Annotated in this window: 14 protein-coding genes; 8 read left to right on the top strand and 6 right to left on the bottom strand. The window is 41.1% G+C overall.

Features of this window, described 5'->3' with window-relative positions:
- Positions 1-7: 7 nt before the first annotated feature.
- The 5 genes from EWM59_RS21290 to EWM59_RS21270 all read right to left on the bottom strand — a co-directional run bounded on the left by EWM59_RS21290 (position 8) and on the right by EWM59_RS21270 (position 7,622).
- Positions 8-409 (bottom strand): hypothetical protein, encoded by a 402-nt coding sequence (locus EWM59_RS21290; RefSeq protein WP_130023276.1) that lies wholly within the window; start codon positions 407-409, stop codon positions 8-10.
- 27 nt (positions 410-436) lie between these two features.
- Positions 437-5,689 (bottom strand): phage tail protein, encoded by a 5,253-nt coding sequence (locus EWM59_RS21285; RefSeq protein WP_130023275.1) that lies wholly within the window; start codon positions 5,687-5,689, stop codon positions 437-439.
- Positions 5,674-6,360, bottom strand: a complete 687-nt coding sequence (locus EWM59_RS21280; protein ID WP_130023274.1) for a phage tail domain-containing protein — start codon at positions 6,358-6,360, stop codon at positions 5,674-5,676. The genes EWM59_RS21285 and EWM59_RS21280 overlap by 16 nt, the downstream gene beginning before the upstream one ends.
- 253 nt (positions 6,361-6,613) lie before the next feature.
- A complete protein-coding gene (locus tag EWM59_RS21275) occupies positions 6,614-7,216 on the bottom strand; it encodes a DUF416 family protein (RefSeq protein WP_130023273.1) in 603 nt (200 codons plus the stop codon).
- Between the two features lie 163 nt (positions 7,217-7,379).
- On the bottom strand, positions 7,380-7,622 hold the full coding sequence (locus EWM59_RS21270; protein WP_130023272.1) for a hypothetical protein: 243 nt from the start codon (positions 7,620-7,622) through the stop codon (positions 7,380-7,382).
- Positions 7,623-8,095: 473 nt separating this feature from the next.
- Between EWM59_RS21270 and EWM59_RS21265 the strand changes: the two genes are divergently transcribed.
- From EWM59_RS21265 to EWM59_RS21245, 5 genes are all read left to right on the top strand, one after another.
- Positions 8,096-8,338, top strand: coding sequence for a hypothetical protein (locus EWM59_RS21265; protein WP_130023271.1), 243 nt, complete (start codon positions 8,096-8,098; stop codon positions 8,336-8,338).
- A 205-nt stretch (positions 8,339-8,543) separates the two neighbouring features.
- Entirely contained in the window at positions 8,544-8,780 is a 237-nt protein-coding gene (locus EWM59_RS21260) for a hypothetical protein (RefSeq protein WP_130023270.1), read from the top strand.
- Positions 8,781-9,029: 249 nt separating this feature from the next.
- On the top strand, positions 9,030-9,422 hold the full coding sequence (locus tag EWM59_RS21255; RefSeq protein WP_130023269.1) for a response regulator: 393 nt from the start codon (positions 9,030-9,032) through the stop codon (positions 9,420-9,422).
- Between the two features lie 132 nt (positions 9,423-9,554).
- Entirely contained in the window at positions 9,555-13,367 is a 3,813-nt protein-coding gene (locus EWM59_RS21250; protein WP_130023268.1) for a PAS domain S-box protein, read from the top strand.
- A gap of 321 nt (positions 13,368-13,688) precedes the next feature.
- Entirely contained in the window at positions 13,689-17,306 is a 3,618-nt protein-coding gene (locus EWM59_RS21245; protein ID WP_229239407.1) for a family 78 glycoside hydrolase catalytic domain, read from the top strand.
- Positions 17,307-17,585: 279 nt separating this feature from the next.
- Here the strand turns inward: EWM59_RS21245 and EWM59_RS27755 are convergent, their stop codons facing one another.
- Positions 17,586-17,735, bottom strand: a complete 150-nt coding sequence (locus tag EWM59_RS27755) for a hypothetical protein (RefSeq protein WP_165372255.1) — start codon at positions 17,733-17,735, stop codon at positions 17,586-17,588.
- 55 nt (positions 17,736-17,790) lie between these two features.
- On the opposite strand from EWM59_RS27755, the gene EWM59_RS21240 reads away from it, so the two are divergent.
- The 3 genes from EWM59_RS21240 to EWM59_RS21230 all read left to right on the top strand — a co-directional run.
- Complete coding sequence (locus EWM59_RS21240; RefSeq protein ID WP_130023267.1) at positions 17,791-18,306, top strand: hypothetical protein; 516 nt, start codon at positions 17,791-17,793, stop codon at positions 18,304-18,306.
- Between the two features lie 47 nt (positions 18,307-18,353).
- Entirely contained in the window at positions 18,354-19,103 is a 750-nt protein-coding gene (locus EWM59_RS21235; protein WP_130023266.1) for an imm11 family protein, read from the top strand.
- Between the two features lie 64 nt (positions 19,104-19,167).
- On the top strand, positions 19,168-19,552 hold a 385-nt coding region (locus EWM59_RS21230), incomplete at its 3' end, for a hypothetical protein (RefSeq protein WP_207220044.1).

Below are 19,552 nucleotides of genomic sequence, written 5' to 3'. Positions count from 1 at the left end.
GGCATAATTAAATTAAATTAATTTTTCTGAAATAGGTAAGAGAAGACCTGAAAACACTATTGCCTTGTTCGTCCTTTTTGGCATCAATGTATTTGCTGTCAGTAGGAAATCTATTCAGGTCAAGTTTTGAGAACTCGCCTTCAAACTTTTGGTTTTTGAAGCTATCCCAAAGGACATTTGCTTCTTGCTGTTCTTTTGAAATCTTATCGTCCTTGTCAGAGCTCTCTGATTCCTGGATAGACTTTACTTTTTTATTCATCACCTCTGTAATGGCATTACGTTTTTCTCTGATATAGTCAGCCTTTTTACTTTCATCAACCAACTCAAGACTGTAAGACAAGGATACGCCGAGCATTTCTGCCAGAATATCAAGATTATTGCTCACTACCAATGCTTCAAGATTTGTCATATTGTTTTTATTTTTGGTTTTACAATTTTAATCTACTACTAAAGTCAATTTATGGTAATCCCCTGAAATGCTCACAGCGAAACGGGCATATCCACCTACTAATAAGTTGACCCCTTGCAGGTCGATAATTACATTATCCAAAACTATTGCTTTATCGTCGTTACCTGTACCCCCCGGGCGTTTACTTGAGCCTAAGAATATTCCTTCCCTTGCAGTCATGTTGAATTTATGGGTTTGAACATATAATCCTCTTTCGCCATTAGTTTGTGCCTTATATCCATAGATACGTGCATCAAAATCAAACGTCGAGACCTTGCCCCAATACAGATTCACATAAGAATCCATATTAATATCGTTGGTAATTTGTCCACCATTCCAGGTTAAATTACTCAGGTCGCTGGTGGTCAATATCCGGTGTTTGGTCAAATCATCTTTCAGATGATACAGATACCCGTCTTTGTACATTTCAAGTCCGAATGTCTTGGTAACGGTATCTTCCTGTCTGTAAGCGTGGATACCTAAAACGCCCTCATCAGGATTGACAAAGAAAAAGGCTTCTTTGTGTCGTTTGGCGTTATCATCTTCAATACCATACAAGAAAAAACCTCTTTCTCCTACGTTACTTTCAAGTAATACCGCATTTAAAGGGTCAATAAAGTCGCCTGTGTCGTCAAGTCTCAAATAGATACTATCAGCTAAGGTTTCTGTCAGGTAAACCGAATTATCGTAGGTAATTACCCCTGCTGTTGACTTTACAAGTCCCGTACCGTCGTCGAGTAGTGGTTGATAAGTTGCTGCGGCTGTTACTGCTGTAATGGCATCTGTTATGCCATACCCGGCTAAAGTCGTTGGATTAGTTCCGGCAGTTACACGTCCGTAAGTATCTACCGTTACTTTAGTATAATCTCCGGCAGTTACGCCGGAGGCAATCAGGTCAACCGTCCATGTACGGTTGCCACCTAAATCCTGCGCACCACCAGTAACAGAAACACGTCCGCTGGTGCCGTTAATGGTGATGGTTCTTGAAGTGCCTACTACATATCCCTGTGTGGCGTGATTATCCCAACTATAAGCTGTATTCCAGTTTGCAATATGTGTTGGGTCAAGATTGTTTGCAGTGGCAAAAGCTGAGAAAACCGGGTCGGTTTCTGCGCCAAAATCAACATCGTAAGTAATGGAAGTACTACCCAATGTGATGGCGGAGGTATTGGTATTGATGTAACGATAATTGGCATAAGTGCCAAACAAAATATAATGATAGGCTCCCCTGATTTCTGTGTCTGAATCTGCAGTCGTTGAACGTGTCCATGCACCCACAGAAGCAATGTACACCCCATTTTGTGAGGGTGTATTTTGGCCTGCTACCAATACAGGTTCAGCATTGCCCACAGCATACCCATTGATGGTTTGCAAGCCTGAAAGAGTGATATTCGATGTAGCAATAGTATAGACATTATCCCCTCTCTTAACCAAAGCCAGACTATCTACATACGCCTTATTCACGAGGTGATTAGCAGAAGTTGGCGCAATCGGGCATGAGGCAATCGCATCAAACTGTGAAGCTCCGGCCACTCTGAAAGTGCCATTCACATCTAACTGATAAGTCGGTGAAGGCTGATTAATACCTATTTTCCCATCAGCCAGAATTGCCAGACGGCTCACGGAATTAGTCTGCAAGTGTATGAACCCAGTCGCTGCGGTATTAGTAATGTACAGATTACTAACCTCATTGATAATAGAACCTTGGGTAGTGCCTGACAAACGATAGGCCGCAATAGCTCCTGATTGCACGAGTGCAGAGGCATTACTTGCATCATAGATATGTAGTTTCCTTACTGCGTTCCCTATTCCCAGGCCTACATTACCGTCTCTGTTAATTGCAATCGCATTGATGGCCGTTCCTGCACTATTCTTTGATTGAAAAACATATCCTGAACTGGCTTGCCCGGGTGTAAACAATAAGTCGGCCATACTGCCCGAAATCGTTGCTACAATAGAATTTTGAAAATACCCGATGGTGCTATCTAACACCAAAGGCGTAATACCCTTGGCATAGATAGATCCGTTCACAGTTAAGGTATGAGTCAGATTGCCGCTAAGGGTATTAATCCCTACTCTGTTAGTGCTGAAATTGCCTGAGATAAGAGGCCCTATGCCCGTCATACCGATATTCAGTCGGTTACTTACGTTTGTGGTCTCATAGTTCCCTGCACTCTTGCCAAGAAAAAGGTTATTGATGCCGGAGGTTATATTTGAATTACTCCCTGCGCCCGGACCGATAATTACATTAGAACCGCCATAATTCCCGGTCAGTCCTGCATTATGGCCAATGAAAATACTTTCACTTGTGCCTGTTGTAGCCTTGGCGGCATTACTGCCAATGAAAACATTAGAGCCGCCGATATTAGCATAAGCAGCCTGGTTGCCGATGGCGATATTGTCCGAGCCAGTAGTATTGGCATACAGAGCTTGTACGCCCATTGCCAGATTTCTGCTTCCGGTTGTGTTGGCATATAATGCTTGCACACCCAACCCAATCAATCCATTGCCTGAGGTATTGGTATATACTGAAGAATCACCAAGGGCAATGTTGCTATTGGCTGTATTGTTGAGCATAGCACGCCTGCCAATGGCAATGTTATACGAACCTGCATTGTTCTGCAATACTTCCAAACCTAATCCAATATTATAAGAACCGATATTCAATTCGCCTGCATGTGTACCAATATAGGTATTGATTCCACCTTTCAGATATAATCCGGCTTTTGCCCCAATTAGCGTATTATTCGAGTCGTCAGGCCCTCCATAGTTCGGTGTTCCGGTGGTTCCACCTCCTACCAAACCCCCTATGAATTTCCCTGCATCTTGTCCTATGGCTGTATTATAATCTGTATTCTTCGCATACATCAGGGCTTGCGTTCCTACAGCAACTGTACTATAATTACTTTCACCATACCGCATAGCCGATTGCCCGATAGCGACACTATACCCCCCATCAATTAGACCATTCATTGAATAATATCCAAGAGCTGTATTACCTCCGTACATATTCAACCCGTTTTTGATGCCATTATCAATCCCATCATTTTCCTCCATATTCAGGGCTAAGTTTCCTGAATTAATCCCAACGAAAGTATTGGCAGAGGGTGTGAAATTGTTATAATTGTGAATGAATAGTTCACCGCCCAGGTAGATTTTAGCCCCCGTATTCAGGCTTATATCTTCACTGATTGCCCAGGTATTTGTCCCTGTCCGTTTCGGGAATCCCGTTCCGGTGAACGCAGCAATAGCCGTCAAATCAGCATCTAATGGCTGTTTGTTATTCAAGGCAGTTTGCAGCCCTGTAATATCGCTGATTGCGTGCGTATGTGGAGATGGCGGAAAAATATCAGGAATATTAGTAAAGTAATCCCAGTCATTTAAAACCGCATTGTAATCAGGCAATGTATAAGTGTGGTCTGCTGTAATATCAGCCACAGAAAAATTACCCACAAAATTACTTTCATTCTCTAAGCCAAAACCTCCAACTATTTTAGTAAAAGTTTCATCAGCCCCAATAACTGTATTGCCACCTGTGTCAACTTTGAAAATATCTTTCCCCAAGCCAGGATTTTGAATACCAAAATCCTCTGTAGTTATCTTTACCTTGCCTTTTATATCAATCTCGCTGTCAGGCTGTCCGATTTCAATATCGAACATTTTCAGTATCTTTTTGACACGGGGAAGAATCTCGTTGAGAATCTCGGCACTGCTTTTTTTGTCATTTTTGGCTTTTGCCGGATCGTCCAATCCGAATAATTTCAGAAAATCCCGGTTGTAATGATTCTGCACAATAATGGTTCTGAGTGTACTTACCTGCGGCACATCCTTAATCGTAAGGCTGTATTTGTAGGGCCTTAAAATATCCCTTGTAAACTCAATAATCTGAATCCGGGAATTGATACCTAAGGCTGTATCTTCTATGTTTACCGAATCTCCAACGTCAAACACATTCAGATTTGTGGCTGTATCTCTGATATAAAACTCATCTAATTCCAGCGTGTATTTCACAGTCGGTACCGAATTATTATCCAGATACTCAGTTGCCTTTACCAATAATTCTTCTTCTGCCGCATTGATGTATGCCTGTGGCATCATAATATCTAAAATGACATAAGTATCCCCTACTTCAATCTGGAAAGCAGGTTCGGTTGATGAGGGTAATTGCAAGCCTTTCTGGTCCTGATTTACCAAAAGCGTAAAGGTTTTGGTAGTATGATTGTAATCTGATACCTCAAACTCATAACCTGCCAGATTTCCTGTCTGAAAACGCACTTTTGCTGTAGTTCCGGCAAGCAGATATAAAGTATTATCTCCTTCCTTTGCGTTCAAATCGAAATTCATACTTGCATCGCTGAACTGCAAACGATTTTCAGCATTGATTACCGAAACTGTCCCTGTACGATGCGGATAAATATCTTCAAAAACCACACTTCCTTCAAAAATCCCGTATAACCCTCTTGAAGTGCTATCAAGCAGAGGTAAATCTTCATCAATGCTTATCCTGAGTCGTGGCGAATATCCCTTATAGTCAGCAGGCAGGTTCTTACTGCTCCCATACGCCCAAAGGGTGTTTACCAGATTTTTGGTGTCTACATTTACACGGTCGAGCTTATACAAGCCTTTCCCTTGACCGTATTTAAAATTGTACTCCAGTTCTGTTCCTGCCTGACGGATATGCAGAATGTTTTGTATTTCTGTCTGCTGACAAGCAAACTGATACTGGTACTCCTCGCAAAGGCGTTGCAAAACAGCGAGACAATTCTCATTGTTGAACAGCAGATTCTTGGTCTGAGTCTCTTCCGGAAAATCACCTAAAGCCCATTTATCTGTGCCAAATACCCGATTCAGGTTATGAATCAACACGTTGAGAAATACTTCAATGGTACCTATCAGCGTAAAATCAGCCGAATTATTGAAATTAACTATGTCTGTATTTCTGTAAATAACTCGCAACATGTCATATTGCAGGCCTTCAAAAACAAGCTCATAGATATATTTTCTCTCACTTTCTTTGGTTACTTTCGGCAATTGATTGATTTTGTATTTTGGAAGTCCAAACACCTGAATATAATCACCAATCGCAAAATTCCTGACAGTAGCTGATTCTACGGTCATGGTAATTATATCTTCTCCTAATAAGGTTTTCTTGTGTTCAGCCTGTGTAATAACACTAACCTGACTATTACTATTAATAGCCTCGCTTTCGCCATCCGGTTTGTATATCAGTATTTGGTCCATATTGTTTGTGTGTCAGCAGCTATAAAATCAGAAATCTCTTCAATCACTCCGCAAAGCAGAATGTAGTAGGTGCCCGAAATGCTGTAATTGTGTGTTTTATTTACATCGGAACCAAATACATTCAGGGTCTTTTGCCCATCTCCCCAATAAATATCAATCGGGTTTGCACTGGCAAATTGAATACTAACGGTATTTCCTGTACGTACAAGCAATCTTTTAACTGGCGACGGCTCTATCAGCTTTAAAGTAAATGTGCCAAACATTTCTTCGCTGTGCCATTGCTTCTCAATAGTTATACTATCTGCTAAATAAACCATGTAAATCAGTGGCTTATTTTCAATGATACGTAATTCGAGTTTACGCAATTCAGGCTTCTGAAAGGCTTGCTGAAAAGCCCGCACTTTCGTAAAAAAATCCATCTTGCCCGATGCTTTAATAAAACACTCCAATTCTATTTCCCGGTTATTGTATCGTGGAGCAGATAAATCAACCACGGTTCCGTGCGAACCCGGCCAATTGACAGTTTGTGGTTCTTTGAGGGATGGTGCATCTTGCATACCACCGGAGGCACTGACGTACACGCCATATTCTGACAGGAAATTTTTCCCGTCAATGAGGTAAGATAGTGTGGATTCAGTGCCCGACAACTCATCTAAGATTTGTTCAGGCATCTTTTATTTTTATTTGATACAAATATACTATTTATACTTATATTATAAGTATAAAATCAGGAATTTATTTTTGGATATCGTACAGGGCTTCGGATAGAAGTGTTTGCTATTTTATAAAGAGTTGTAGAGACATTATTCTCAACGACCGCCAAGACGCATCGTTTTAGTTGCTGAGGCACAAGGAGTTAAAGAACATATCAGACTTGCCATACATCACAGCTTTAGCGGCACAGGTATAGCCACTGTTGATTTATCAGCTAACCAACGAAAGTTCAATAATCGGGCCATAACTATTATTCAGGTCTCGCATGGCAGATATAAAAGGCAAATCTATTTCTGCGCCTAACAATCGGCGTAGTATCTCGTGCTGGCGTTTAGTCTCCCGTTTCATATATTCGTGTTGTACTATTTTCTGGTCTGCATTTTCATCGGCAATGTCCAGTTCTTCCGACTCCTGTATGAACATATCAATGGTATCTCTTACAATAGAAGCAATATTAAGCACATAACTCTGGTCTTCGCTTAAAAGAAACTCTACGGCATCAGCAACCGCCGAACAGGTATCAAGGGCATAAGCCGCCAGGTCGCCCTCAAAATTCTCAACATTAGGTGTTATTTCTATAATTTTTTCGTAGATGCTGTCTAATTCTCCTTCATTTAGCTCAATATCCTGTAAATACTGATAAATCATAACAATGGCTTCTTCTAATATCTCTATATTCCCCCAGTTTACCGCACTACTGAACTGGCGATAATTAGGCAGTAATTTTTCACAGCTAAGCACCCCGAATAAAATCTGCTGCTTAAACGATAACTTTACTATTTTCTTTTCAATACTTTTCAGAAATTCGTCCATTTTCTTTAGGCTGTTAATTATCTCTTGCTGCACTTACAAAGTATGCAAGATAACGATATTTTATGGTAATTCAGTTAATTATAGTCAGGAACCGGAAGGATAGCCTTTGAAACAGCCATATACAGACTCAGGACAGGCAGATGCAGTATAGTTATGGACTCTATTAATCTACATAAATATTTACTTTTATGCGCTTCACAATCGGGCAGAAATAGGCATAATAATCAATATTTTCGGCATTGAGGTAGTGTATCAAACGCTGGAACTTCCGGGGGTCGTTCTTTCGGGTAAAAGTAATGGTTAGTCCTTCTCTGGCAGTACTGGGCGTAATCTCTTCATGAAGCAGGTCATACTTCTCTAATAAAAAGAGGACATCACCTCTCATACTGTTCCTTGTTATTTTCATAAACAATATCTTTTTATATCAAAAATAATGTACCTTGTAAGACTTACCAAGAAACGCTTACCCATTAATTCCAAGTAAAAACAAGCACTTATAAGAAGCGATAGAGAGCCGGCTAAAAAAAGAGAATGCCAATAGTCTGAAAACAAAAATAGAATATTATTGTAAACTCACAAAACGGGATAGATAAAATTCTTTCAGGAGAGGCGCACAGCCGACCAATAACAACAGCATTAAAAACCCTCATCTGATTTTTCATCAAGTTTCAAACAACCTTTTTCACCAATCAAAACATTTTGTTGAATTTTTCTGCAATTTTAATAGGAAAATTCTAAACATTCATTTACTTTTGTTTAAGACAAGCGCCTTACCCCTAATAATCCTATTATTTTTTACACGTATAATTCTTTTTCCCGATACCTGTAAACCTTTACCCTGCGGTAGTTTTTTCCCATAAACCTTTTTTTATTTTTGTCATGAAGCCTTATGAAGAATTCAAAAAGACTGTCTATGATGCTTTAGAAAACAGCCATCTACTGCCCGAAGAAATTACCGAGCAAGACTCAGCCATTACCTTATCTATCTCAAATGACGACGATACGCCTGAATGCTTAAAAAACCTGAGTCATATACTTGTATCTGAACAACTCCGTTTCAATTCGTCAATTTCGGTTTCTTCTCAGATACAAACCATTCGTATTTCAGTATTTAATTACTGAATTTTCTCCCTTTTAAACTTGTTCTGCGACCTTTTTTAGCAATGTACCTCCGTTTAATAACTTTATTTTCTTCTGCTTGATAACTTCTGCCCAATGGATTACATTTGAAATGTTTTATACCTTTTTAACCTGAATAGTTCTCATCAAGAGGCAACTATACCGCTTTTGCTAAATCATAAGCCCTTGGGCTGAAACCATTTACCTCATGAATTCACTCAGGTTATTGAAAGAGGAAGTTGTCAATATTTTATTGAAGTATCAGGTGATACATGTGTCTATGACCGACGATAGTACCACAGATAGCCTGACGATTATACTCGACCATCAGACACATTCATCAAAAATCAAAAAACTGATTGATTCATTCAAAGCCAAAAAAATTCCCTGTCAGTGTTCTTTCTGCCCTGACTCATGGGAGCTTTCGCTGACAGTTTCAGTTTAATCCTTTTAACCAAAAACACATTATTTATGAGAAACACCCCAATCAATTACCCATACTTCAGGTTGATAAACCTATAAACTGGCATTAATTTTGCTAACTTTTGCTTAACTACTTTGTTGTAATTTTCTGCCCAATTTTCTGAGTACTGAGTAATCAGTGCTTAACCGATATAACTTTTTTTAGAAAAGTCTGATTAGCCATCAGCACGGCTATTCATTAAACAGATAGCGGTGCAATTAATAATGATATATGATAAAGAAACTTCTTTGTGTTGACGACGATAAGATAACTTTGACTTTAATCAGGCTTGTGGTTGGCAGAGCATCTTTTGCAGAAGAAATTGTTACCAAAATGAATGGCAAAGAAGCATTGGATTATTATACCGAGTTGGCCCAGGGTCATGCAGAAGAGCCTTATCCCGAACTGATATTTTTAGACCTGAATATGCCTGTAATGGGTGGATGGGATTTTTTAGATGAGTTTGTCAGTAATTTTTATAAGGAGTTCAACCGTACTAAAGTTGTCATTCTTTCGTCATCGACTGACCCTGAAGAAAAAGCAAAGGCACAAAAATACCCGATGATAATCGATTATTTAGCCAAACCTCTGACAATTAATGCTTTAAAAAGTTTGATGGTGTAAAGATAAGAGGGGTAAAATTCACCTCATCCCAACCCTTCCGCGCGGGGTGAGGTCGAACGTCTCGCAGTTCAACATTTTTGCTGTTCATTGTAAAGGTATCTGGCTGATAAGGGTACAACAGAAACATGAAACATGAAACATAAATCGTCCATAGCAGACAATGTCTTTTCTGCATCGAAAAGCATAAAACTGCCCTCGGCACAAACCCCTCCGGGTAATCTGTTCGAGTGTAATGAGTGGCTGATGCAATATTCAGAAGAAAGTTTTGTAATAGTAGATACTCACTTGACGATTGCCAATTTCAGTCCGAACTTCAGCAAGCAATGTCAGCAATACTTAGGCAAAGAAGCCCTGAAAGGAAAAAGTATTCTTGATTATGCGCCTGCCGAAAAGGTTGAAGAAGCCCGGCAGTTCTATCAGAAAGTTTTGCAGGGCGAAACCACCGAAATAGATATAGAACTTACTGCCCCAAACAACGAAACCTATAATTGCCACAATAAATACAAGCCTATTACAGACGGCAATGGGTGCATTATCGGCGTTTATGTGTCTTCTGTTAATATTACACCTACCAAAAAGGCAGAATCGGCCCTGCATACACAAGAGAACAAGTATCGCACGATTGTTAAAAACTCTTTAGATGCTTTTTTCTTCAGCACACCCGAAGGTAAGATTCTTGATGTAAACGATGCCGCCGTCAAGATGTTCGGCTATAGCGTTCAGGAATTTAAGCAATTAACCCGCCAGCATGTAATTGACCATAAAGACCCCGCCTTTGTAGCTTCTCTACAAAAAAGACAACGCACCGGTAAAGTAAAAGGAGAAGCCACAGGTATCCGTAAAAACGGCGAAAGGTTTCAGGTAGAATTTTCTTCGGTTTTATACCATGATGCCAACGGCGAAACAAAAACGAGTACTTTTATCAGCGACATATCTGTCAGAAAAGATGCCGAAAAAATAATAGACCTGAGCGAGAAACGTTTCAGGGCATTGATAGAAAATGCCAATGACATCATTTTGCTGACAGACGAGGTCGGGAATGTCTTATACGCCAGTCCGGCTTTTGAACGGGTAACAGGTTTTAGTTTTCAGGATAGCTATGAAAACCGGGAAATAGTAGTGGCCAATATTCACCCCGACTATCAACAGCTCGTCAGAACCACCTATTTTGAAGCCCTGGCCAATCCGGGTGTGCCTGTCTCCCGGCTGATACAGTTCAGGCACCAATCGGGGCATTATGTATGGTTAGAAGGGGTCATTACTAATCTGCTGCACGATAAAAACGTAGGAGCTGTGGTATCTAACTACCGCGATATCAGCAGACGCATGGCTGCCGAAATCAAAGCCCATAAAATTGAGAGCCGATTTAAAGCACTGGTAGAAAATGCCGAGGATATTATTGTGCTGACCAATGAAGAAGGCGTTATTTCTTATGTAAGCCCAGCCTTTGAAAAACTGACCGGATTCAGTGCAGAAGAAGTAACTGGCGGGCTGAATCTGCCTTTGATGCACCCTGAACAGGCACAGGAAACCAGACCTTTTGTAGAAAGGTTGCTACAAAACCCAGGGGTATCTATTCCGAGACTTAACCGACTCAAACACAAAAACGGGTATTATATCTGGGTAGAGGGATACATGACTAATCTGCTGCACGACGAGAACGTCAATGCCATTGTATCAAACTACCATGACATTACTGACAGAATTCAGGCAGCCGAGCTTATCAGGCAGTCAGAACGTTACCTGACCACGATTTTTGAAAATACCTCAGAAGGATTTCTGTTGATAGACCAAGACCGGATAGTGCGTGCTTTTAATGGCAATGCCAAAAAAATTGGTTTTATGAACAGAGACAACGAATTGAAAACCGGGCATGATGCGCTTGATTTTATTGCTGATGCAAGAAAAGACTATGCCTTGGCCTTGTTTGAAAGAGCATTTGCCGGGGAAGATATTCATTATGACAGGCTGTATCAGGATGAGAACGGCCAAAACTGCTGGATTGATTTTTCGATAAAGCGTGTAATGGAAGACGATGAGGTTACAGGTTTGTGCATTACAGGGCGGGATATTACGGCAAGAAAACTGGCAGAAGAAGAGCTTATCAAAAGAGAATTGCGGTTCAGATCGATTCTGAAAAACAGCCATGATATGCTTTTCCTGTTTGATGCCGAAGGAAAAATAGAGTTTCTGACCCCTGCCATTGAAAAACTCTTCGGCTATCAGAATAATACCGAAGAAATACAAACTATTCTGGATAGTATCCACCCTGACGACTTTGAAAATGTAATGCAGCAGCTAAAGCTGTCGTTTGTGAGTCCCGATGTATTAGTGGCTGTTACTTTCAGAAAGAAAAAGAAAGACGGCACCTATGTATGGCTGGAGGGAACCCTTACGAATATGCTGCATAACCCTGATGTGAAGGTAATTGTAGCCAATTTCAGAGACATCACCGAGCGTAAACTCTTCGAACAACAGCAGGCATTGTTTGTTTCGCTCGTTAATTCGTCAGAAGATGCCATCTTTAGCCATACCCTTGATAATAAAATCCTGACCTGGAATAAGGGTGCTTCCAAGATATTCGGCTATACCGCCAAAGAAGTCATTGGCAAAGACTGCGAGATGATGATTCCACCTGATAAAGTTGAGGAAGATGAAGAAATTCTGAAAAAACTCAAAAAAGGCATTGCCACCGAGCATTTTGAGACCCGTCGCAAAAAGAAAAACGGTGAGTTAATTGATATATCGCTTACGGTTTCGCCTATTATTGATAGTAAAGGTACTATCACGGGTGCTTCTAAAATTGCCCGTGATATATCGGAGAAGAAGCGGACAGAAGATATTATCAAAAACAATGAAAAACGATTCAGAAGCCTTTTACAGAATAGTAACGATGGCCTGAGTCTACTGACGGTGGACGGCGTGATGCTTGAAATAAGCCCGATGGGCAAGAAGCTAACCGGATTCGATGAAAACGAAATGGTTGGCCATGCAAGAATGGATCTCATACACCCCGACGACCTGGAACACGTGTCGCAGGCATTTGTTGATGTGATTCAAGACCCTGAAAAAGTCATCAATTTTGAATACAAGAGCCTGACCAAAGACGGTACCTACAAATGGATGGAAGGCTGTTGCCAGAATCTGTTAAATGAGCCGACAGTGGGCGCAATCGTCATTAATTACAGAGATATTACTGACCGGAAAAACCAGGAAATAGAACGCGAAAAACTGATAAAAACCCTGCATCAGAACAATAACGATTTACGGAACTTCTCTTATATTACCTCACATAACCTGAGAGCGCCGCTATCGAACCTGATGGGCTTTATTGATTTATTAGATGATATTCCGATTGAAGACCCTACATTAAGAAGTGTTATTGAGGGTTTTAAAGCCTCTACCATCCAGTTGAACAGTACGGTAAACGATCTGGTAAAGATTCTGATTATCAGAGACAGCGACTCTATCGAACAAAAGGAAATCAGGTTCAGCCAGATGTTTAGTCAGGTCAAAAGCCAGTTGAGTACATTAATTGAGGAAGTAAAGCCCGACATAAGGGTACATTTTGATGAAGCCCCGAAAGTAGTTTTCAACGAAACTTATCTGGAAAGTATTTTCATGAACCTGCTTACCAATGCTATCAAGTACAGATCTTACGACCGCAAACTTAAAATCAGCATCACAAGCCGGAAAACTGACTCGGGTATTGTACTGACCTTTCAGGACAATGGCATTGGTTTTGATGTGGCCCGTCATAAATCAAAACTATTCGGACTTTATCAGCGTTTCCACGACCGACCCAATAGCAAGGGTCTGGGTTTATACCTCATCAAATCACAGATGGAAAGCCTCGGCGGTAGCATTGAAGCCGATAGTACGGTTAACGAAGGCACTACTTTTACACTCACGTTTCCGGGGCAATTAAAAGAAGTAACAGTCTGAAAGTTCTTTGTAAAAACGGTGCAGAGAAAGGAACAGGAAGAATGAAATTTATTCGTAGGGTTCAAAATTTTGAACCCCTACCGCCACGCCCTATGCCCTCCGCCCTTCCTCTACCCTATCCACTCATTCATCATGCACACCTGCGGCATTTATCTTCACACAGGATACCCCATGAAAGCAGAATCCGTTTTTTTATCTTATTTTATTGTCGTAATTTTTGACACCTGTTTAAACCTGAATTGAGCAATTGCTATTTGGATAAATTTACCATTGGCAGGCAATCTAAACAGGTGCCTTATTCTTAAATACTATTTACTCGTGATGATGAAACAAAAATTCTCTATTATCCTATTATTGATTTTGCTGTGTACAGGTCTTTCTTTCGGCAAAATCTCCTTAGAAAAACTGCAGGTCAATTACCAGACCACTCCCTTAGGCACCGATATACCCACACCACATTTCAGCTGGCAGATGAAAGCCCTTGATTCCCGAAGAGGCTATGCCCAGACTGCCTACCAGGTAGTAGTAACCGATGAAAAAAATCAGGTAGTATGGGATTCAAAAAAAGTAAGTGCTGCGCTATCACACGGCATTGCCTATACAGGTTCGGCCTTGCAGGCTACTACCCGTTATCGATGGAAACTGACCGTCTGGAATAATTTCAACGAAACTGCCACAAAAACAGACTGGTTTGAAACCGGACTGATGAACACAGCGATTTCGGCATGGGATGGGGCACAATGGATTGGCGGCGGTGCCGAAGACCTTGTGTTATATGCCCACGCTTTATCAGTTTTTAAATTTGAGTATGGAATCAGGTTAGACAAAAGTACCAACAGCACCAAAGCTGCTTTTGTATTTGGCGGCAACGATGCCCGACTAATGAACAAAGACCTGAATCTGATGGGCATGGAAACCCGCAGAAACGAAAACTATATCGCCCTTGAATTGGATATTTCGGGCGTGTCAGATTCACCTGAGGGACTGGCAAAACTGAATATCTATCGGGTAGGCTATGATAAAACCGACAGCAAAGAGAAACCTTTCAAAAGCCTTGATATACCGCAGTCGGTCATTAATCAGGCCAATAAATACGATAAACATACCATTGTGGCCGAATGTAATTTTGGTTTGTTTGAATTTTATATCGACGGCAAAAATAAAATTGCCGAAAAAACCAACCAGCCTCCCTCTCCTTTCGGCAACAATGGACTAAATGTGAATCCGGTGGGGCGTGGCAATAATTATATCAGTTTCCCGATGCTGGCAGATATTGGTTTTCAGACCAACCCCAATCAGACGGCCTATTTCTCTGACCTCGTTGTCAGAAACTTCCGCTTACCGTCTAATCCCCTATTCTCTGAAAACCTGACCGGACAAACCTACGAGGGGATTTTCAAAAATCAGGCACTCACAGTAGCCGACAATGCCTATAAAGTAAGCGGCAATGCCCTGATATTAGTTGACCCCAGCCGCAATGCCGCACCAATGTTGCGCAGTACTTTCAGTGCTCCCAACAAAGCCGTGAGCAAGGCAAGACTCTATATAACCGCCAGAGGTATTTATGAAATGTACCTCAACGGCAAGCGCATCAGCAATGATTATTTCAATCCGGGACTGACACAGTACAACAGTCACCAGATGTATCAGACGTATGATGTAACTAAAGACATACAGCCAGGCAAACGCAATGCTATTGGTGCGTGGCTGAGTGAGGGTTGGTGGTCGGGAAATATAACCTATTCAGGCGAAAACTGGAATTACTTTGGCGACCGTCAGTCGCTTCTGTGTAAACTGGTAATAAGCTATACTGATGGCACCCAACAAACCATTACCTCTAATACGGCCGACTGGAAATTATTTACCGAAGGCCCGATTCGTTACGGCAGTTTCTTTCAGGGAGAATTTTATGATGCCAATAAAGAACAGGCCATTAAGGGTTGGGCAACAGCCATCTACGACGATAAAAACTGGAAAAAAGCGAGCGAAGTGCCGTTGGAAGGCACGGCTTACATAGACGCTAAACCAGACCCCACCGGCCGACGCACACAGATAGAATACAGCCATATGAAGATTGTGGGTCAGGTAGGCGAAAATCCATCTGTGGTAATGACTCTCACCGCCAAATCGGTAGAAGAAGTGCGCCCGAAAGTATATGTGTACGACATGGGGCAGAACATGGTGGGTTTTCCGCAGATACAGATAAAAAACGGCAAAAAAGGTCAATTGATTACCATGCGTTATGCCGAAGTAAAATACCCAAGCCTACCCGACTACAAAGGCAACGAGGGCATGGTAATGATGGAGAACATCAGAGCCGCCCTGACAACCGACACCTATATACTGAAAGGTGGCAACGAAACCATTCAGCCACGTTTTACTTTTCATGGCTACCGCTATATCGAAATCACGGGTATTGAGAGTGCCATTCCTATCTACGAGGTCAAGGGCATGGTGGTAAGCTCCATTACCGGACTTGCCTCGGCTTATAGTACCTCTAATGATTTGGTTAATAAACTATGGCAGAATATTACCTGGTCTTTAAGAAGTAATTTTCTGTCGATTCCGACCGATACCCCTGCCCGCAATGAGCGCATGGGTTGGTCGGGCGATATTTCGGTATTTGCTAAAAGTGCTACCTACCTGACCGATGCCGATTTGTTTTTACGTCGCCACATGTTGGCCATGCGGGACATTCAGCCTGCCACAGGCCGATTTACCGATGTAGCCCCGATGGGTGGCGGTTTTGGTGGTACCCTATGGGGTAGTGCCGGAATCGTGATTCCGTGGGAAACCTATCAGCAATATGGCGACCTTACGATTTTAGAAGAAAACTATGAAGCCATGAAACGCTATATGGCTTTTCTGAAAACAAAATTAAATGAGCAGGGGATTCTGAACGAAGGACCTTTAGGTGACTGGTTGAGCCCCGAAAACAACAAGAATGACAATACGCTTTTCTGGATGGCATACTATGCCTACGACCTGGATATTATGGCAAAAACAGCCGGACTTTTGGGTAAAACCAACGAAGCGGCTGAATGGTTGATAGCCCGTGATGGCATCAAGCAATCGTTTAACCGGATTTATATTGATAATATAAGCCATAAAACCGTAAAATCGGGTGTAAAGACGGGCTTTATGGGGCCGCCTAATGAACGCAATGCCAACCAGGCATCAGACAAAGGGCAGCTAATTGATACACAGGCTTCTTATGCCATTCCGTTAGCATTGGATATTTTTGATGAAGCCAACAAAGCAGAAGCAATTAAAAACCTGACAGCCACTATTGCCCGACCAAACAAAGACGATAGCGGCGTAGAGCGTCCGTCTTACTCGTTGATGACAGGCTTTATCGGTACCGCTTCTATCATGCAGGCACTCTCAGACAACGGACAGCATGCTACTGCCTATAGGTTGCTTCAGCAAAAAAGCTATCCTTCGTGGTTATATTCGGTGGTAAATGGCGCTACTTCTATATGGGAACGCCTCAACTCTTATACCGTTGAAAACGGTTTCGGTGGCAATAACAGCATGAATTCATTTAATCACTATTCGTTTGGCGCAGTAGCCGCCTGGATGTACAACTATTCGCTGGGTATCCAAAGAAGCCCTGATATGGCAGGTTTCAAACAGTTTGTACTGAAACCTACCCCCGACCCCGACAAAAAAATGACATGGGCAAAAGGACATTACGATAGCATCTACGGTCGTATCAACAGCGAATGGAAAACAGAATCAGGCAAGTGGACATACAAAACCACCATTCCTGCCAATACAACAGCTACGCTTTATTTACATGCCAGTGCCTTAACCCAGATTAAAGAAGCAGGCAAAGCCCTCTCACAAAGCAGTGGCATCAGCGGTATCAGCCATGAAAACGGCACAGCCAAAATGACCCTTAGCAGTGGCAATTATGTATTTGAGATACGGGAGTAAGAGTTATTGAAATGAGGGTGTCTCAAAAGTAAAAGGGTGCAAAATATTATTTGGCTGCACACAACCCCACACCCTAAATCCCTCTCTGCGCGGCAGCCGCCCCAACTGTGGGGAGAGGGACTTTTTAGCCCTTCCCCATTGTTGGGGCGGCCGCCGCGCGGAAGGGTTGGGATGGGGTATTTTCCAAACGGTGCGCCGTAGCGATATTATTTGGTGCAAAATACATATGAGACACCCCCTACATTTACCATAAACAAATAGTTAGTTTATTTCACCCCCTCACAACGTATAAGTCACTTTCACACCTTTTATCCCCATAGTACCTGACCATGTGCTGGGAACCCCTCCGGTAGTTTCAGGTGAAATTCTTAAATGGCAGGTATAAAAATTGTTATTCACCCCACCATTCAGATTTTCTAAGCTCATCATTCCTTATCCTGAAAATGATTTACTTTGTTCCCTAATAATCTACTTAATACAACTCATGAAGTTTTATTTTTTAATAATCATATCATTTCTGCTGATTATAGCACTTGTGGCAGTGCTCATTTTATATCCCAGTCCCGAATTCGATTTTCATGGTGATTTGAAACTCAAACAAAGTTTTAAACAAATGGTAAAGCCTGTTACGGAAGGAAAATGCGACGGAGATTCAATTGTATTCAGACTTGATACCCTTACCAGATTTCAATGGGATAAAGTCTATTTTTTTTACGGCTACAATTCGGCTGTCATTTTTGAAAGTCGCATCGGGAAAAAAGTAATACCCAATGGTTTTATGGTGAATGCCCATGATAATTTTTTCGTCTTTGTCAAAAACAAAGAGGTAGTGAGTTTTGTGGGTTTCAAACCCAATATAGATGAATTCAGCTTTGTAAACAATGCCAGTCAGGAAACATACTACACACCCGAAAACGCCATTATGAGTTTTAAAAAAGTTTGTAACAATGCCCGCCAAGGCTACTGGAATATTCTGCAACCTATTGCAGTTGTGGAATAGGGTTATTGGAACTTATTTTAGGAGGAGTTAAGACATTTTAACCGATCATGACTTACCATATTATCAAAAACAATTCAGAACCCAATGTAGTAGGTGTGACTGATGGAGCAGGACAAGCCCATATTCCATTAGGGAATTTTTTAGAACGAAACCCTTGGTACAGAGCTATTTTTCATGAAACTGAATTAGCTGGAAAAAATTGGTGGAAATCATGGGCTAACATTACCCAATATGCTCAACCTTTGCATGAAGTCTTTATGGAAAAAAAGGCTAAACATACAGATTACATTGGTTTTTTATATCGAGGTTTTGTTGTCAATGACAAATTGAGAGAAATATTAGAGAGTAGCCACTTGCCTAAAAATCACCAATTTTTAGAAACAACTTTTGTTCAGAAACATAAGATTGTAGATGGCTACTGGTGGTTTGTTTATGACATGGAAACGGGGGATCAAACGGTTGATTTCTCTAAAAGTGAATACGATTTGCGTTATCACAAGCGGAATTTTGGGGAGGATTTCAAAGTCAATATTCAAACCTATCAAAACTACCTGAACGTTTTTTATGAGACAGGCAGTGCTGTAGGCGTTTCCAAATTAGTCTTTAATCAAAACTTTGACGAAGAATTAGATGTATTCGGAATGCAATTTTTAGGTTCAAAGAATTATGTTTCTGAACGGTTATTAAAAAAGATGGAAGCCGCCAACATAACAGGTTATGAGGCTATCTCACCCGAAAGAGCCAAAAGACGAGCAGAATTTTTAGGAGATATTTATACTGAGTTAGTTTTTTTATAACTCAGAAAGACTTAAATCAATGTGTCTTGTCCTGAAATAGGTTTACACAAACCTAAATAAAAACATGGCAAGAACAAAGACAAACAAAGGCTCAGGTTACAACCAAAACAAATTGCACTATGATTTAGATTTTAAATGGAGAGTATGCCAAGAATATCTGAATAGTTCAGAGACAAAAATAGCCATACAAAGAAGAAATGGTGTACAATGCAGAACAGCGATCGTAATATGGTTACGACAATTCGGTTTGAAAGATCAAATAAAGCCGTTATCTTTAAAAGAGCAACTTAGTTTACAAATGCCACAACCTAAACCAAAAAAAGTACAATTTGAGGAATCAGAGCTTGATAGACTTAAGAAGGAGTTAGCAGAAGCTAATTTAAGAGCTGAGGCATATCAGAAAATGATTGAGATAGCAGAGCAGGAATTTAAAATAGAGATCAAAAAAA

The organism is Emticicia agri (genome assembly GCF_004168285.1).
GTDB lineage: Bacteria > Bacteroidota > Bacteroidia > Cytophagales > Spirosomataceae > Emticicia > Emticicia agri.
Note: the sequence above shows the minus strand (reverse complement) of the source record. Positions and strands in the feature narration are given on the sequence as shown.

Bases quoted from the DNA above. Each gene is read 5' to 3' on its own strand.
- EWM59_RS21290 (WP_130023276.1), bottom strand. From the start codon at position 409: ATGACAAATCTTGAAGCATTGGTAGTGAGCAATAATCTTGATATTCTG.
- EWM59_RS21285 (WP_130023275.1), bottom strand. From the start codon at position 5,689: ATGGACCAAATACTGATATACAAACCGGATGGCGAAAGCGAGGCTATT.
- EWM59_RS21280 (WP_130023274.1), bottom strand. From the start codon at position 6,360: ATGCCTGAACAAATCTTAGATGAGTTGTCGGGCACTGAATCCACACTA.
- EWM59_RS21275 (WP_130023273.1), bottom strand. From the start codon at position 7,216: ATGGACGAATTTCTGAAAAGTATTGAAAAGAAAATAGTAAAGTTATCG.
- EWM59_RS21270 (WP_130023272.1), bottom strand. From the start codon at position 7,622: ATGAAAATAACAAGGAACAGTATGAGAGGTGATGTCCTCTTTTTATTA.
- EWM59_RS21265 (WP_130023271.1), top strand. From the start codon at position 8,096: ATGAAGCCTTATGAAGAATTCAAAAAGACTGTCTATGATGCTTTAGAA.
- EWM59_RS21260 (WP_130023270.1), top strand. From the start codon at position 8,544: ATGAATTCACTCAGGTTATTGAAAGAGGAAGTTGTCAATATTTTATTG.
- EWM59_RS21255 (WP_130023269.1), top strand. From the start codon at position 9,030: ATGATAAAGAAACTTCTTTGTGTTGACGACGATAAGATAACTTTGACT.
- EWM59_RS21250 (WP_130023268.1), top strand. From the start codon at position 9,555: ATGAAACATAAATCGTCCATAGCAGACAATGTCTTTTCTGCATCGAAA.
- EWM59_RS21245 (WP_229239407.1), top strand. From the start codon at position 13,689: ATGATGAAACAAAAATTCTCTATTATCCTATTATTGATTTTGCTGTGT.
- EWM59_RS27755 (WP_165372255.1), bottom strand. From the start codon at position 17,735: ATGATGAGCTTAGAAAATCTGAATGGTGGGGTGAATAACAATTTTTAT.
- EWM59_RS21240 (WP_130023267.1), top strand. From the start codon at position 17,791: ATGAAGTTTTATTTTTTAATAATCATATCATTTCTGCTGATTATAGCA.
- EWM59_RS21235 (WP_130023266.1), top strand. From the start codon at position 18,354: ATGACTTACCATATTATCAAAAACAATTCAGAACCCAATGTAGTAGGT.